This is a genomic window from Bacteroidota bacterium, from assembly GCA_016722565.1.
Classification (GTDB): Bacteria; Bacteroidota; Bacteroidia; order 2-12-FULL-35-15; family 2-12-FULL-35-15; genus 2-12-FULL-35-15.
Window position 1 is genome coordinate 770,382 of record JADKIU010000001.1, and the last position, 15,527, is coordinate 785,908.

At 36.2% G+C, this 15,527-nt stretch carries 12 protein-coding genes and 1 pseudogene; 3 read left to right on the top strand and 10 right to left on the bottom strand.

What is annotated here, in order from left to right:
- Positions 1-46: 46 nt before the first annotated feature.
- Complete coding sequence (locus tag IPP64_03130) at positions 47-1,003, bottom strand: type IX secretion system membrane protein PorP/SprF (protein MBL0328419.1); 957 nt, start codon at positions 1,001-1,003, stop codon at positions 47-49.
- A 219-nt stretch (positions 1,004-1,222) separates the two neighbouring features.
- On the opposite strand from IPP64_03130, the gene porU reads away from it, so the two are divergent.
- The 3 genes and pseudogenes from porU (at position 1,223) to IPP64_03145 (ending at position 6,968) form a co-directional block, all read left to right on the top strand.
- The gene (porU, locus tag IPP64_03135; GenBank protein ID MBL0328420.1) at positions 1,223-5,110 is read left to right on the top strand and encodes a type IX secretion system sortase PorU; all 3,888 of its coding nucleotides are present in this window, start codon (positions 1,223-1,225) and stop codon (positions 5,108-5,110) included.
- 32 nt (positions 5,111-5,142) lie between these two features.
- The gene (porV, locus tag IPP64_03140; protein ID MBL0328421.1) at positions 5,143-6,420 is read left to right on the top strand and encodes a type IX secretion system outer membrane channel protein PorV; all 1,278 of its coding nucleotides are present in this window, start codon (positions 5,143-5,145) and stop codon (positions 6,418-6,420) included.
- 72 nt (positions 6,421-6,492) lie between these two features.
- A pseudogene (locus tag IPP64_03145) lies at positions 6,493-6,968 on the top strand (2-C-methyl-D-erythritol 2,4-cyclodiphosphate synthase).
- Positions 6,969-6,979: 11 nt separating this feature from the next.
- Here the strand turns inward: IPP64_03145 and IPP64_03150 are convergent.
- The 9 genes from IPP64_03150 to IPP64_03190 form a co-directional block, all read right to left on the bottom strand.
- The gene (locus tag IPP64_03150; GenBank protein ID MBL0328422.1) at positions 6,980-7,663 is read right to left on the bottom strand and encodes a DUF2490 domain-containing protein; all 684 of its coding nucleotides are present in this window, start codon (positions 7,661-7,663) and stop codon (positions 6,980-6,982) included.
- Positions 7,664-7,691: 28 nt separating this feature from the next.
- A complete protein-coding gene (locus IPP64_03155) occupies positions 7,692-8,315 on the bottom strand; it encodes a DUF4956 domain-containing protein (GenBank protein ID MBL0328423.1) in 624 nt (207 codons plus the stop codon).
- The gene (locus IPP64_03160; GenBank protein MBL0328424.1) at positions 8,290-9,057 is read right to left on the bottom strand and encodes a polyphosphate polymerase domain-containing protein; all 768 of its coding nucleotides are present in this window, start codon (positions 9,055-9,057) and stop codon (positions 8,290-8,292) included. The genes IPP64_03155 and IPP64_03160 overlap by 26 nt, the downstream gene beginning before the upstream one ends.
- Before the next feature lie 4 nt (positions 9,058-9,061).
- A complete protein-coding gene (locus tag IPP64_03165) occupies positions 9,062-9,631 on the bottom strand; it encodes a hypothetical protein (protein ID MBL0328425.1) in 570 nt (189 codons plus the stop codon).
- Positions 9,632-9,640: 9 nt separating this feature from the next.
- Positions 9,641-10,042, bottom strand: coding sequence for a hypothetical protein (locus IPP64_03170; GenBank protein MBL0328426.1), 402 nt, complete (start codon positions 10,040-10,042; stop codon positions 9,641-9,643).
- Between the two features lie 15 nt (positions 10,043-10,057).
- Positions 10,058-10,513, bottom strand: coding sequence for a hypothetical protein (locus IPP64_03175; protein MBL0328427.1), 456 nt, complete (start codon positions 10,511-10,513; stop codon positions 10,058-10,060).
- An 89-nt stretch (positions 10,514-10,602) separates the two neighbouring features.
- Positions 10,603-13,683 (bottom strand): CotH kinase family protein, encoded by a 3,081-nt coding sequence (locus IPP64_03180; protein MBL0328428.1) that lies wholly within the window; start codon positions 13,681-13,683, stop codon positions 10,603-10,605.
- A 146-nt stretch (positions 13,684-13,829) separates the two neighbouring features.
- Positions 13,830-14,528: a response regulator transcription factor gene (locus IPP64_03185; GenBank protein ID MBL0328429.1), complete on the bottom strand. Its 699-nt coding sequence runs from the start codon at positions 14,526-14,528 to the stop codon at positions 13,830-13,832.
- Positions 14,525-15,526, bottom strand: a complete 1,002-nt coding sequence (locus IPP64_03190) for a sensor histidine kinase (protein MBL0328430.1) — start codon at positions 15,524-15,526, stop codon at positions 14,525-14,527. The genes IPP64_03185 and IPP64_03190 overlap by 4 nt, the downstream gene beginning before the upstream one ends.
- Between the last annotated feature and the right edge of the window lies 1 nt (position 15,527).

The following is a 15,527-nucleotide window of genomic DNA, read 5'->3' on the forward strand; positions in this document are numbered from 1 at the left end:
TAATAAAACTATGTTTTAGATATAAATATTGTATAAATGATTGTTTTTAGAATGAAGGACAGCTAACTGTTCTGAATTTTTTCTTTTTAGGCTTACATTCGAATTGTAATGAAAAAGAAATTTCATGTGAACCGGCAGTCGCATTTGTCAATTTAGATACCGTTACATCATAACTATATCCAACTTTGAAAAAATGTTGTTGGAAACCGATAAGCGCAATAAATGAATCTTGATTACGATACCAAAGTCCGCCTACAATTGAACCTCTTACAACATAAACACCTAAGTTTAATTGTTGGAAATCCTGTTGTTTTTGGTACAATACATTTGGAGAAATGTATGTTTCGTTTCCTTTATCACCAACCGGTAGCACTGCTCCAGCATGTCCTGTGATTTTTAAAGGCAGTTTACTTGGTCCGATTAAACCTTCATCCGGTTGTGTTAAGTGATGAGCAGCAAATCCAAAGAAATAGCGTTTGCTGTATCCCAATAATCCTACAGATAAATCCACATTTGATTTTTTTGAAACTCCCGGAACTTCGTTTGTATTGTATACAAATCCTCTGCGTTCGTCAATCATATCACCAAAAGTTAACTTGCTCCAATCAATACTTTTTTGGAAGTAAGTTCCTTGGAAACCAAATTTCATTGAAAACTCACGATTGATGTTCAATTGGTAAGAATACATCGCAGAAACATTCGTTGTTGTTAATGTTCCTTGTCCTGCCTTATCATTTGTAACTAATAACCCTAATCCACCTGCAATTTTATCAATGTGCTGATCATACGAAGCAGAATAAGTAACATAAGTTCCCGAAATGTTCGGCCATTGGTTACGATAATTTAAATTGATTCGAGGACATCTCGCAGTACCTGCGAAAGCAGGATTCAAATAAAGAGGGTTTGCGTAGAATTGAGTAAATTCAGGATCTTGAGCGAATAGTTTCTCCGTGGATCCGAATGAAAATACGACTAATAAAATTAAAACGATACGTTTTAACATAACATTTCTGTTTTTAATGGGACACAATTATACACAAATATTCTCAAAATGTTACATTTGGGAAGCATTATTTTAAAGAATTATGCAATAATTGACTTTAAAAAACGTTTTCCAAACAATATAACTTGAGCTTTGTTATACAAATTTACACAAAAAAATGGATACAAACAACAATAAATGCTCATTTTTAACTAAATTTGAAATCTAATCATTCTGGATATGCGCGTCTCTCTTGCCTTGTTTTTATTGTTAATTATTGAATTTTCGGCTGTTGGCCAATCTAAATACTCCTCCAAAGAAGTGCCGGCAAAGTATCGCATCTCATGGCAAACTCCTGGTACGGTTAAACCTTCTGATACTGAGACCCAAAAGTTTTTGACCTTTTCGGAGGCGCATTTTGAGCCGGAGGATGCATTTTTACCCCGATACATACAAAAAATTGCCCTTTCAAATGCCGATTATTCTTTTAATACAACCATAATCAACGCTGTTTTTGAGCCCTTAACCGAAACCGAAGTTGCAATTATTAAAAACCCAGGACTGATTACTTCCGAAATAGTTGTAAAATCGGTAGTATCTATTGCTAAAAAACAAAAATACGGTATCGTTTCTTTTATTCCGATTCGAAAAAATGCGACCTCTGGAAAGTATGAAAAGTTGGTCGCTTTTGATTTGGATGTTGTTCCTTCTTCAGCGAATGCTAAATCTCAGAATCGTGCTGTGCATACGTATGCCTCTAATTCGGTGTTGCAAAGTGGTAATTGGTATAAAATCGGATTAATAAAGGATGGAATCTATAAGTTATCCTATTCCTTTTTTCAAGATTTAGGAATTGATTTGACAACGCTCAATCCACAAGACATTCGAATTTATGGAAATGGTGGTGGAATGCTTTCTGAATTAAATTCTGTTGCCCGCAAAGATGATTTGGTTGAAAATGCCATTTTTGTTCAAGGGGAAGGTGATGGTGTTTTTGATCCTTCCGACTATGTGTTGTTTTATGGGAAAGGACCTAATACTTGGAATTATAATGCAGCTGGCTGCCCTAAATTTTCTCATACCCTCAATTTATATTCAGATTCTGCCTATTATTTTGTAACCGTTGATTTGGGCGCTGGAAAGAGAATTCAAGCACAAGCTTCCTCTGGAGCAACACCAACAAACCTAGTAACATCTTTTGATGATTATGATTTTCATGAAAGTGATAATATTAATTTTATTAAATCCGGCAGAAATTGGTACGGTGAATTTTTTGACAACATTGCCACCTATAATTTTTCATTCAATTTCCCAAATATAGATATGGGATCTCCAACCACGGTGTCAACGCGCATAGCGTCACGTTCTTTAACAACTACTGCTAGTTATTCTGTTGTTAGTCAAACCGGAAGTGTTAACATTCCGATAGGCTCTACTCCCGGAGACTCCTACAGCGATTATGCAATTGTTGGTTCTGGATGTTTTTCTTTCAACCCCAACAATGCTTCTGTTCTCGTTTCTGTAACGAAACTAACTTCGAGTGCTGTTGCCTGGTTGGATTGTATTGATGTGAATGCTCGCAGACAATTAACAATGTCCGGTGATCAGATGGCCTTTAGAGATGGACAATCGGTAGGATCAGGTAATATTTCCCAATATACTATTACCAGCTCTTTGCCAGTTCAAATTTGGGATGTAACGGAACCGACTAATGCTTTTCTGCAAAATACAAGTTCTGTTGGTTCAACCTATCAATTTGTTCTTCCTTCGGATTCTTTAAAGCAATTTGTTGCTCACAATGGATTAAGTTATTTGACACCTAAAATTTCTGGAACGGTTGCAAACCAAGACCTACATGCTTTGTCAAACAAAGATTATATTATTATTGCACACCCAGATTTTTATTCAGATGCAACTCAATTGGCTGCATTTCACGAAACGTTTGATACACTTTCTACTGTAGTTGTTACACCTCAGCAGATCTATAATGAATTTTCCTCCGGTGCTCAAGATATTTGCGCTCTCCGAGATTTTGTAAAAATGTTTTACGACAGAGCGACTGTTGCGAATGAGTTGCCGCAATATTTGTTGATGTATGGTGATGGTTCTTACGATAATAAAAAGCGATTCAGTAACAACACCAATTTTATTCCTACATATCAATCCAATAACTCAACGATTTTAACTCAATCGTATGTGTCGGATGATTTTTATGGATTGCTGGATGATGCTGAAGGATTATGGTCCTCTACAGATGCTGTAGACATTGGGATTGGTCGGTTCCCTGTAAAGAATATTGCTGAGTCGAATGTTGTTTTAAAGAAAGTAATTGATTACAATAAAACCGGATTTTCTCCTTCAGTTGTAAACAATGGATGTGCTAATTTATCGAACGATTCTCCTTTTGGCGATTGGAGAAACATTGTGTGTTTTGTTGGGGATGATGAAGATGGGGGGTTGCACCAAATTGATGCGAATCGATTGGCAATAATGGTAGATACTGCAGCGAATGATTACAATGTCGATAAAATATTTTTAGATGCTTATCCTCAGGAATCAACACCGGGTGGATCACGTTATCCAACTGTTGCAGAAGCTATAAACAAGCGTATTGAAAAAGGATGTTTAATCTGGAACTATACCGGACATGGAGGAGAAGTAGGTTTGTCACATGAGCGTGTTGTTGAAGTTGCTCAAATCAATGGCTGGAATAATTACAACAAACTTCCTTTATTTGTTACAGCCACATGTGAGTTTAGTCGCTTTGATGATCCGGACAGAACATCTGCCGGTGAGTATGTTTTGTTAAATTCGGAAGGCGGAGGAATTGCTTTGTTTACAACAGTAAGATTGGTATTTGCGTCCGGTAATTTTATAGTAAATCGTGATTTGTATGAGCAAGCGTTTACTCCCATGGCAAGCGGAAAAATGCCACGTTTAGGTGATTTGTATTATCATGTAAAAACGGAGCCGGGTGGAAATTCTGTGAACAGCAGAAACTTTACGCTATTGGGCGATCCGGCATTGACCTTGGCCTATCCGAAATATGATGTTTCTACGGATACCGTAAATTCAATCCCTGTTTCTGTTAGTAGCTCGGCTACCTTGAAAGCACTTTCTTTGGTAACGATTAGCGGTTTTGTGCGGTCGAGTAGCGGATCTGTTTTAAATTCCTACAATGGTGTTATCTATCCAACGGTGTATGACAAATCTCAAAACATTACAACTTTGTCGAATGATGCGGGTAGTCCGCCTTACACATTTGGTGTTCAAAAAAATATTCTTTACAAAGGAAAGGCGAGCGTTACAAATGGAGCATTTAAATTTTCTTTTGTTGTTCCGAAAGACATTGCCTATGCCTATGGAATTGGTAGAGTCAGTTATTATGCAGAAAATGGGACAGAAGATGCAAACGGCTTTTATGAAAAGGTAATTATCGGTGGGTCAAATGATTCCGCCTTAACCGATAATGCAGGTCCGAATGTGGATTTGTTTATGAACGATGCAAAATTTGTATTTGGTGGCTTAACCGATGAAACACCTGATTTGTTTGCCATTTTAAAAGATGAGAATGGTGTGAATACAGTAGGAAATGGTATTGGTCATGATATTACTGCAGTTTTAGATGCTAATACGGAGAACACTGTTGTTTTGAATGATTATTACCAAGCAGATTTAAACAGTTATAAAAGTGGAACCATTCGTTACCCTTTTTCTGAATTAAGTGAAGGGAAGCATACATTGAGCTTGAAAGTATGGGATGTATATAATAATTCGAGTCAATCGTATACTGAATTTATTGTTGCACGCTCAGCAGAATTGGCATTAAGCCATGTGCTAAATTATCCGAATCCTTTTACTACAAAAACACAATTTTATTTTGAACAAAATCAATGTTGCCAGGTTTTAGATGTATCGGTTCAGATTTTTACCGTTTCCGGTAAGTTGGTGAAGAGCATTGATCAGTTTGTTCAAACAGAAGGTTTCCGATCTGATCCAATTGAATGGGATGGACGTGATGATTTTGGAGATCGAATCGGTAAAGGTGTTTATATTTATAGAATAAAAGTAAAAACAAGTGAGGGGGCAGTAGCCGAAAAATTCGAAAAGCTTGTTATTTTAAATTAATTTGTACATTAGCAATCCTAAATAAAAATTGAATGATAGATATTAGAGCATACAGCAAACACCTATTTTTATTTGCTACCGCTATTATAGTTGGAACGAATGCAGAAGGACAAACCACGAATTCGCAGAGAGCTGAAGAACTTCAGTTAAATACCATTACAACTGCAGTTCCGTTTTTGTTAATTACTCCAGACTCCAGAGCTGGTGGAATGGGCGATGCCGGTGTTGCATCTTTAAACGATGTAAATGCGGTTCATTGGAATGCTTCGAAGTTAGGGTTCACTAAGAAAAAAATGGGGTTTGGTGTCTCCTACACGCCTTGGTTAAGAGCCTTAGTGCCTGATATTAATTTAGCATATATCACTGGTTTTTATCAGATGAAGAAAAAAGGAACCATTGCGGGTTCTTTGCGTTATTTTTCATTAGGTGACATTACGTTTACAGATGCAAATGGTCAAGTTATTGGTCAATTTCGTCCGAACGAATTTGCATTAGATGTTGCATATGGAGTAAAGTTAGCAGATAATTTTTCGGTGGGTGGCGCTGTACGTTACATCAATTCAAATTTAACTGGTAATGCATTGGTAGAAAGTTCTCAAACGCATGCCGGACGAACAGTAGCTGTTGATATTTCTGCTTTGTACAAAAAGGAAAAAGTAAAATTGGCGGATAAAAAAGCAATTGTTGGTATTGGATTAAACATTTCAAATATTGGTGGAAAGATGTCTTATTCTGACAGAGGTCAAGCCAATAGCACAGATTTTATTCCTATTAATTTACGTTTAGGCGGTTCGTTAAATGTTGAGTTGGATGATTATAATTCAATTTCAGTATTGGCAGATATTAATAAATTAATGGTGCCAACTCCGCCAATTTATAAATATGAAGTTGATCCTATTACTGGTCAAACAACCGGAGAGATTGCAACTGATGCCGATGGAAATCCGATTATTGAATCAGGAAAAGACCCGAATCGCGGTGTTGCTGAAGGTATGTTTGGCTCATTTTCCGATGCACCGGGCGGTGGAAAAGAAGAATTGCGTGAGTTAAATTATTCAGCAGGTTTAGAATATTGGTACAATCATTTGTTTGCTGTTCGTGCAGGATATTTTTATGAGCATCCAACAAAAGGGAATCGTCAATTTTTTACGATTGGTGCTGGTGTAAAATACAATGTATTCGGTTTGGATTTTGCATATTTGATTCCGACTCAACAACGCAATCCTTTAGAAAACACATTACGCTTTACACTTACATTTGACTTTGATGCTTTCAAAGACCAAAACAAAGAAGAGGCGAAAACAGAATAATGTAATCAACATAAACTTAAACTCACCCATATTCAACCATTTGAATGTGGGTGTTTTTTTAAATGAAAAAATATGAAAGTACGTGTAGGATTCGGATTTGATGTTCACCAATTAAAAGAAGGGAAAGAGTTGTGGCTAGGTGGTATAAAATTATCGCATACGAAAGGTGCTGTTGGCCATTCGGATGCGGATGTACTTATTCATGCAATTTGCGATGCCTTGTTAGGGGCGGCAGGAATGCGTGATATTGGGTTTCATTTTCCAGATACGGCTGCAGAATTTAAAGGAATTGACAGTAAAATTCTGCTGGATCGTGTGAATCAGTTGCTTAAAAAGAAGGATATTCGATTGGAAATATTGATTGTACATTGGTGATGGAGCAACCGAAAATTAATCCGCATATAGACGAAATGAAAAAAACTTTGTCTGCCATCCTAGAAGTGGAGGTGAATGATATTGGTATTAAAGCCACCACCAATGAAAAAATGGGATATGTTGGAAGGGAAGAAGGTGTTTGTGCCTATGCTGTTGCCTTAATCCAGAAATAAACTTCGTTCGATTACAACGTAAGTGAATACTCTAGCCCAATAATGTATAAGTTCTGCGGTGCCGATACATTCCACTCTCGCTGAATTAAATAGTAGACTCCAAAGGTATTTCTGTCACTCTTCTTATAATCTATTCCGGCAATATATCTTCCTCGATGCCATAGTTTATTGCTGTCAACGGCTCTAGGATTATTAATTTGATAACGAAACTCTGTTGCAACATAAGGAGTAACGGGTTTGTCTAAATCGTATTTGATTGTTAGTTTACTGCGTGTATACCATTCCGGAATAGCGCCTAATTCACTGGAGTATACATTTCTGTATTCGGTTTGCAATCTTTGGCGAAAGGCAAAAGAAAGCTGGTTTAATTTTTTCTTCAAAACAACATCCACTGTAAACCGGTGGCGCAGACTAATTGTATTATCGTTAGTGAATTTTTCGATGTTTCGATACGACAACGAAACCTTCATGAAATCTAAAGGTTTATAGGAGAATCCTAGGTCGGTATAAAAAAGATTGTTTCTGCTAAAATTTTCTCGAACTCGGTATTCTTCAGTAAGAAATAGTGAAAGTTTTTGGTTGATGTTTTTCTCAAGATTAAACGTGCACCACAACCCAGCATCATTACTTGCTTGTGAGAAGCCTTGTGAAACGAATCCTAAGGAAAGTGCTGCTAAGAATATAATTTTTTTCATTGTAAAAATTTAATCGTCTAACTATTTTTTATTGTACATTGTAATATACACGGATGATAGCTGTGTCTTTTAAAAAATCAATTTTACCGATAGAGATGCGATTGATTTTAATTCCCATACGGCTTTCTAAATCTGCAATCAACTGAACACGCAACTCGGGCTTAATCATTTCAATGTTTTCATATTGAATGTTTTGTGAAACTTCTTTTTTCATAAAAATTGTCGTTTCCAAAGCAAATGTGAAGATGATGATGATTAAATTGATGAAAGAAATTTCAATCCAATTTCCTTTGCTTAAGGCGGTGATTAATCCCATGGCAATTACTAAAAATAAGTATGTCATATCTTTTGTAGAGATGCCTTCTGTGCGATAACGTAACATGGAAAATACTGCAAATAAACCGAATGCGGCTCCCATACTCATGTCTGATTTGTTTAAAATAAATGTAATTAAGAAGATGATGAGATTGAAAATGAATAATGTAAAAAAGTTTTCTCTGTTTTTATAGACAGGGAAATAGATGAATCGGATCAATATAAATACCGAAACTAAATTGATGCTTAGGCGAATAAAAAATTTAGGTCCAAGCTTTTCAAACAGCGTAAATCCTGTATTAATAGCGTCTTCAGTTAACTCTTGCAGTAGTACCATGTAATGCTTTTTTTATTAAAATTAATTTTGGTTTAAAATTGTTGTGTTTTATTTTTCCAAATAAGTTGATAATTCCAAAACAATATTTGCTGATAGCACCTTCACGAATGTGATATTTTTTCATGAGTTTCATAAATGCTGAAGTAATAGCTTTATCTTGTTTTACTTCTGCAATGACGATGTTTTCTATTGTTTTGTTTTGTTCGTTGTTTTTAAAAGTTAAATTCAAATCAATGGTTACTCGTTCGGGCGAATGTTTGTTTACAAAAGTAATTCGGGAATAATTCACCCAGATCTTAGCTTCCAAATTAGCTGGTTTTAAAGGCGTTTTGTCGGTGAGCAGGGCTTCCGCTTTTTCTTTAATAAATCCATCAATTTCTTTTTGTTTAACTCTGTCTTTTATTGTTCTTCCTTTATTGTTTTTAAATTTCACTTCAAAAAAATTCAATTCAGATTCAACATATTTTCTGAACCGTATTTTAAATCTGCTAGGCTTGCCGCGGTGGTGTGAATGATATAAGTCAAAATCTTTGGTGTCGAAATAAAGTGATTCATATCTGCTTATTTTATTCCCATTTACATCCAATACTTTGTAATCATTCTTTAGCTGATTTAAAAATTCAGGAAGCTGATCAAATTTGAATACAAATTTTGTATCTGTTCGGTCCATCAACTTCACGCTGTCCATCTCCTTTAGGGTGATGGGTTCAAACTCATTCAGTATTTTATTTAATTCGTTCAAAATTTTAGTACTCGTAAGTGTATTTCTTTATTGAAATCACTGTGCCATTTCCATCGGTTGTTTTCTTCTCGGTTTTTAATCCGTTTTTATCGTAGGCATAAATTGATTTTTTTATCATTTTGCCGGAGGCATCCATCGTGATTTCATAGGAGCGATCCCCTTTGGCATTGTACCCATGTTGTGTTTTTTCAATTAGCTTCCCGTGAGCATCATAGGTTGTTTCAACTGTTTTATCTTTATTTGAATTGTATTCGGTGGTAATTTTCTTTTTAGCATTGCCTTTTTCATCAAACACAATTTCTTCCACTACATCATTGTTTTTGTTGTAGGTATGTGCTTCTTTCTTTTTAATCGATCCGTCTTTGTTGTATTCCACCAGTTCAATTACATTGCCGGCATTGTCAAATTTTTGATAGGAGTCGGTTCTTGATTTTTCATTGCCGTCAACGGTTTCTGTAACAACGGTTGTGCTAGCTTTGATTTTTAATTTTTTTACATCTTTTTTACTTTGAGCGATAGCTGCGAAGTTAAAAAGTGCAAATAGTAAAGTAGTTGAAATTATTTTATTTGTCATGGTATTCTGTTATTGTGTTATTTCAATTGTGCCGGCATCAACGGTTTGTTTTTTCTTTGTGATATCCACTTCAACTTGCACGGCTACTCGTGATACAGATAATGAAGGGCCGGTTGAATAAGCATAAATTGTGTATTTGCCGGGACGTAAATACTTAAATTCATAAACACCATCCGGGTTGGTTTCTACCCTGTCGCCATACGTTTCGTCATCGCCATAAACGATATAAACGTCTTCGTAAGCACCGGCAAATTCCCCAATAACAAGTGTTCCGAACGTGTTGTAACGTTTAATCCAAATTTTTCCTGTAATAGATGCTTGTCCGCCTTCTCCTTCCTCTTTTTTGCAAGAAGAGATGCTGAATAAGCTGAAGATAAATAATGAAAGAAATGATAGTTTTAAAATTTTCATTTTGAAAAAGATTAATTAGTTTAAGATTGTTAACGTTCCTGCATCCACTGTTTCTTTTTTGTTTCCGATTGTTACAGAAACATCTACTGTTTTAATTCCTGATCCGTAAAAGAAGGATGCTCTTGTAGTGTCTTTCGATTGAACGTAAATTTTATAATCGCCTTTACGCAAATATTTAAATTCAAAAACGCCATCCGGGCTCGATTTTACTTTGTTTCCGTAACTCACATCGTCACCATAGATGATGTATACATCTTTGTCGGCACCGGCAAATTCTCCTTTAAACGTATACGTGTCGGCCATGTTGTTGAGCGTGCTGTAGTTTTCTACCCAAATTTTCCCTTTGATAGTAGCTTGTCCGCCTTCGCCTTCCGGTTTATTACAAGAAGAAATTGCGAATGCTGCAAGTGCAGCAAATGTAAAGAGTGCTGTTTTTTTATACATGTTGGTATTGGTTAAAATAGACTTCATTTTTAGTTGTTAAGAAAATGTTATTGCAATGTAAAAATAATTTATGTTTTGTAATTTAATTCATGGTATTAATATGAACAAATTGATTTTTAGTTCGATTTTCCTCTCACCAATTTGACAGTTTTAGTAAAATCCTTTGTTTTTAATTCAATAAAATACATTCCTTGTGCTAATGCTAAACCATTGGTGTCATAATTAAATGTATAGCTTCCTTCTGGGTGGAAGGTGTCAGGAGAAATGATGGTTGCAATTTCCTGGCCAATTATTGAATAAAGTTTAACACTCACTTGCATGCTTTTTGGCAGTTGGAAGTTGATGGTAATGTTGTTACTAAATGGATTTGGATATACATTTAAACCAAGTTCTAAAATGTCAAAGTGCGCTTTGAAAACATCGTTTGAGTCAATGTTGAGTGTTATACTCGCTGTAGAGTCGTTCGTTAGAAGATTGCTATTTGCTTCCCAATACTTGAATTCATAACCTGGGTTTGCAATGGCGGTGATGGTTACAGGAACACCATCAAAGTAGACTCCTGTCCACGGAAGGGATTCCGGAGTAATCGTGCTGATCTTTATTTTACCTGCACCGGCAGGTACTGCGTCCAATGTAACATCTACTTGTTTGGTAAGAGCAAATTGACTTTGTATTTGATCTCTGGCAAATCCGATTCGGTTGGTAGCAAAAAGCATTAACGAGTCAATTTCATACTCCCATTCTGTTACATTGGCTGCTGGTCCAATTAATCCGCCCCAAAAGCTCCCACCCCAGCGGTTAAAATGTCGAGGCATTTCAGGTAACATTTCATCATGCATTGCATCAACATTTTCTTGCATGGTGCTTGGCAAAAAGATGGTATTCATTAAATCAGCATAGCGGTCGACAAAATAATTTTTGAATTCGGTGTTTTCAAGCAACCCTGATAACATCGTTGAATGCGGATTTGGAGTTACAGGATTGATGGCTACATCTAAAAAGTCGGTGCTCACTGCTCCGCCCCAAGCCGCAGCAAAACCCAACGATAGATCGGTATCCCATAAAACATAACGCCATTTCCCTACGGGATTATTAGGGCGCCAGAATTTGATGTTATTCGTATAGCTACCCAGCCAGTCTATATTTAGAATATACGTTTCGGTAATGAAGTAATCACAAAAATTTTCGATATCCAACATGCTTTTTGCGGTGTTATAATTTGCAGGAATCGACATATCATTTGCGCCAATCCAGCTGGACATATTTAGAAATGCAGTATTGCTGCCTTCGATAATACTCCCGTCAAATTGAAGAAAGTCGATGTGTTCAGCAGGAATACCGCTATTGTTTTCAATATAGTCTTTGTCTTGTTTTTCACGAAGCTCATAAACACCCCAATAGTCGCCATTAATGAAAAGTACACACGGTCTTCCATCCATAATATCGAGGTTCGTACTTTTTTGCGCATTTTTTTGGTTGAATCGATCTCGCATATGACATTTATTCCAATCGGAGCCGGCATTACGAATGTTGAACGATTTGTATTGGGTGATGTATGGTTTGTCGGGGAATAAAGGGTAATCAATGGTTTCACCTTTGTAGTTTTCTCGGGTGCGCACAGCAAATCCACGTTGAGGCCAGGCTTTTGAATAATTACCTTGAATAGCGATAGAGGAAGGTGTTTCAAAACCTAGTATTCCATTAGGGTCAAAATATTCAATGTTGGCAGGTCGTTCCCATCCTTGCCAAAAGTTCGCCCCTTGAAATGGAACGTTTACGGTATCAGCATTGGGTCCCATTACATAAATTCCATAGTAATAATCGAAGAGATTGTAAGGGTCGCTGGTTAGGGAAACAACAGGTAATTCAATGTTTTCATTAATGAAATAAGTATTCGTGATAATTTCACTTGGTAATTGGAGTGGGTCGCTAGAGTAGGTGCGTGCTCTTACCACTCTGGTAGAGTCAATGATAATTGGTCCGGTGAACAAGGCGCTTGTTTGGTCGGGATCTTTTCCGTCCAAGGTATATCTCACCAATCCTGTAGGCGATGAGATGCTTAGTGTTTGAGGTGCGCTATAAAATCCAGCTCCCAATGAAAACGAAGGTTTGGACAAATAATTTGTGTAAAAAGCTGACGTGTTATTTGTTGTATCAGGAGTAGGTGAATCAAAGTAATACCAATTATTTGCCCCATTTGGACGTCTTCCAAAGGTATTGTTCAACTGCATATCGCCAATGATATGTTGGTCCGCAATTGCTCCGGTTGCATATTTTAAAATAAGTTCTTGTCCTGTACTATTTAAATTAAAGCTTGTATGTAGGTTTACGGTTGCTGCAAAAGGGAAATAGGTAATATTTGTATCGTTTACCCCAATTAAAAAATAGGGAATCATGGAAAGGTCATCCGTACCGCTGGAAAAATTATGCACTTGTACGCTAAAAACATTTAATCCGGGTTTGATGGCTGAATCAACCAATTCCGGAGAAACGAAATAGGCAGCAGAAAAATTACCGGTGGAATAAACGGTTGCTTCATGTTCATCATACGCCCAAGTGTTATAGTTTGGACGATCTCCATAAACGCCAACATTTGCTCGAGCAATTTCAACGCCATTTAAATAAGCAACAAAACCATCATCAAAATCCAAAAAGAGTAAAGCAGTTGGAATGATGCTTGTGTCGGCAATCGTAAAGCTTGTTCGCATAAAGACAGAACTGATTGGAGGTGTTACGGTGCTGTCGTCACCATCACCATATCCAATGCCACCCATTCCGCTTAGCCAAGAAGCATCATTAAAGGTGATGTCTGTCCAGGTAGGAGGCGGGTTAGAAACACCCAAATAGTATTTCCATGTTAGTTGCGGATATACCGGCACTTCCCAATGATCGAAATAAGCGTTTCTGTTTTTCTTGGAGCAAAATACAGTGAGATAGTCGTTTCCTTTGATGGTGATATTGGGAAATGTCCAAGATTTTGTTTTGCCGTTTTCAATGGGATTGATAGTATACCCTTGCATATTGATGGGCGTAGAAGAGGTATTGTAAAATTCAATCCAGTCTTCTTGGTCACCATCTTCATCCAAGTATGTGGATACACTGGCGCTGGAAACTTCATTAATGACTACCTGCGCATTTATTGAAGTTGTAAAAAAGACTAAAAATAAAAAGCTAAAACGGAGTAGATTGCCGAACATAGACATTGTTAATTTAAAGTAAATTTAACACAAAAGGAGAGCGAATACAAGTGTTTTGAAATTTCTTTTCCTGTTTCATGATATTTGTCATTCGAATGTTCCTTCTTTGACGAATTGCCTGAGGATTCGTTTAGTTACAATCGTTTTTATTTTTTAAAAATGGCATTAAAATCGGCTTCGTAACTGCTTCCAATCGGAATTTCTTTTCCTGCAATCGAAATGATTTTTTTTCGAACGTTTTCTATCTTACTGAAAGGAATGATAAAAGAACGGTGCACGCGAATGAATTCTTTTGATGAAAGTTTTTCCATAATTCCTTTCATCGTCATTCGGGTGACAATGGGTTTTGGATTGCTTTGTAAATGGATTTTTAAATAATCGTCTAATCCTTCAATCAAAACAATATCATTGATGGCAATTTTTATTAAGCTGTAGTCTGCTCGTACAAATAAGTATTGGTCGAGGTTCTTTTCTCCTATTCCGGTGCCTGCATTGTAAAGGTCGTTTGCTTTGTTTACGGCTTGTAAAAAACGTTCGTAGGTATAGGGTTTTAATAGGTAATCAACGGCATTTAAATTAAATCCTTCTACTGCAAATTCACTGTATGCGGTAGTGAAAATAACCATTGTATTTTGTTCAATTGACTTGTACAACTCAATCCCGGAAATCGAGGGCATGTTGATGTCTAAAAATAATAAATCGGTAGGGAATTTACTTAGGTGTTTCAACGCTTCATTCGGCATCGAAAATGTTTTTTGTAATTCAATCAAACCGGTTTTTTCACAAAATTTCTCAATGATTTTAAGAGCCGGAACTTCATCGTCTATTGCAATTGCTTTTATCATTTCAGGTCAATGGTTAGTGAAACAGTATATTCTTTATCTGAGTTGTCTATTATTAGTTTGTGTTTGCCGGGGTAAATCATCTGCAGTCGATTTTTTGTATTTTCCACACCCACTCCGCTTTCTGATTCTTCACTACGCTGTACAAAAACTTTGTTGTTTTTTACGAATAGAAGTAATTGGTTTTCTGTAGTTTCAATATTGATTTTGATGATGGAGTTGTCTTCAGCATTTACACCATGTTTATACGCATTTTCAATAAATGGAATTAGAATCAATGGGGCAATCACTTTGTTTTTGTGATCCCCTGTGATGGTGCATTCAAATTGAATAAAATTGCCAAAGCGAATTTGTTGGAGTTCAATAAAATTTTCGATGTATTCGATTTCTTTTTCCAGACGAACGTAGTCGTTCGAGCTTTCGCTTAAAACATAGCGCATCATATTAGACAGCTTCACAATGGAGGATGCAACATTGTCGGACTGAACAATTGCTAACGAATAGATGCTGTTTAATGTGTTGAACAAAAAGTGAGGATTGATCTGAGCTTTTAGGTAGGCCAACTCGGCATCTAGTTTTTCTTTTTCAGATAATTTTAATCGGATATTGATTTTTAGCATTAATGAAAAAACAAAAACAATTAAAAACTGAAACAATCGAATTTTTAATTCTCGAATGAAAAATGTATCAAAGGAGTTGCTGTTAAAGTTTGTTGAAGGGATTGCTGCAATGGGTAAGGCAAAAATTAAAACAAAGGAAATAAAGTTGATGACTGAAAATGGAAAATATTTTTTTTCGAAATAGAGTTTCGGAATTAATACAAGATAACTAAAATAGAAATAAGGTATAAGAATGATTGAGAAGAGTAAATCGCGCTGAAATCCTTTTGCATGAATAAAATCAAAATCCAATGAAAGGTCAGGAGAAAAAATAATTGGAAGTGCTAAAAAAATAGCACATCCTAATAAGTGGACAACAACCTGATTGGTTTTTTTATTCATT

Excerpts from the sequence above, each read along its gene's own strand:
- IPP64_03155 (MBL0328423.1), bottom strand. The coding sequence starts at position 8,315 with ATGGTACTACTGCAAGAGTTAACTGAAGACGCTATTAATACAGGATTT.
- IPP64_03150 (MBL0328422.1), bottom strand. The coding sequence starts at position 7,663 with ATGAAAAAAATTATATTCTTAGCAGCACTTTCCTTAGGATTCGTTTCA.
- IPP64_03180 (MBL0328428.1), bottom strand. The coding sequence starts at position 13,683 with ATGTTCGGCAATCTACTCCGTTTTAGCTTTTTATTTTTAGTCTTTTTT.
- IPP64_03175 (MBL0328427.1), bottom strand. The coding sequence starts at position 10,513 with ATGAAGTCTATTTTAACCAATACCAACATGTATAAAAAAACAGCACTC.
- IPP64_03170 (MBL0328426.1), bottom strand. The coding sequence starts at position 10,042 with ATGAAAATTTTAAAACTATCATTTCTTTCATTATTTATCTTCAGCTTA.
- IPP64_03190 (MBL0328430.1), bottom strand. The coding sequence starts at position 15,526 with ATGAATAAAAAAACCAATCAGGTTGTTGTCCACTTATTAGGATGTGCT.
- IPP64_03130 (MBL0328419.1), bottom strand. The coding sequence starts at position 1,003 with ATGTTAAAACGTATCGTTTTAATTTTATTAGTCGTATTTTCATTCGGA.
- porU (MBL0328420.1), top strand. The coding sequence starts at position 1,223 with ATGCGCGTCTCTCTTGCCTTGTTTTTATTGTTAATTATTGAATTTTCG.
- IPP64_03185 (MBL0328429.1), bottom strand. The coding sequence starts at position 14,528 with ATGATAAAAGCAATTGCAATAGACGATGAAGTTCCGGCTCTTAAAATC.
- IPP64_03165 (MBL0328425.1), bottom strand. The coding sequence starts at position 9,631 with ATGACAAATAAAATAATTTCAACTACTTTACTATTTGCACTTTTTAAC.
- porV (MBL0328421.1), top strand. The coding sequence starts at position 5,143 with ATGATAGATATTAGAGCATACAGCAAACACCTATTTTTATTTGCTACC.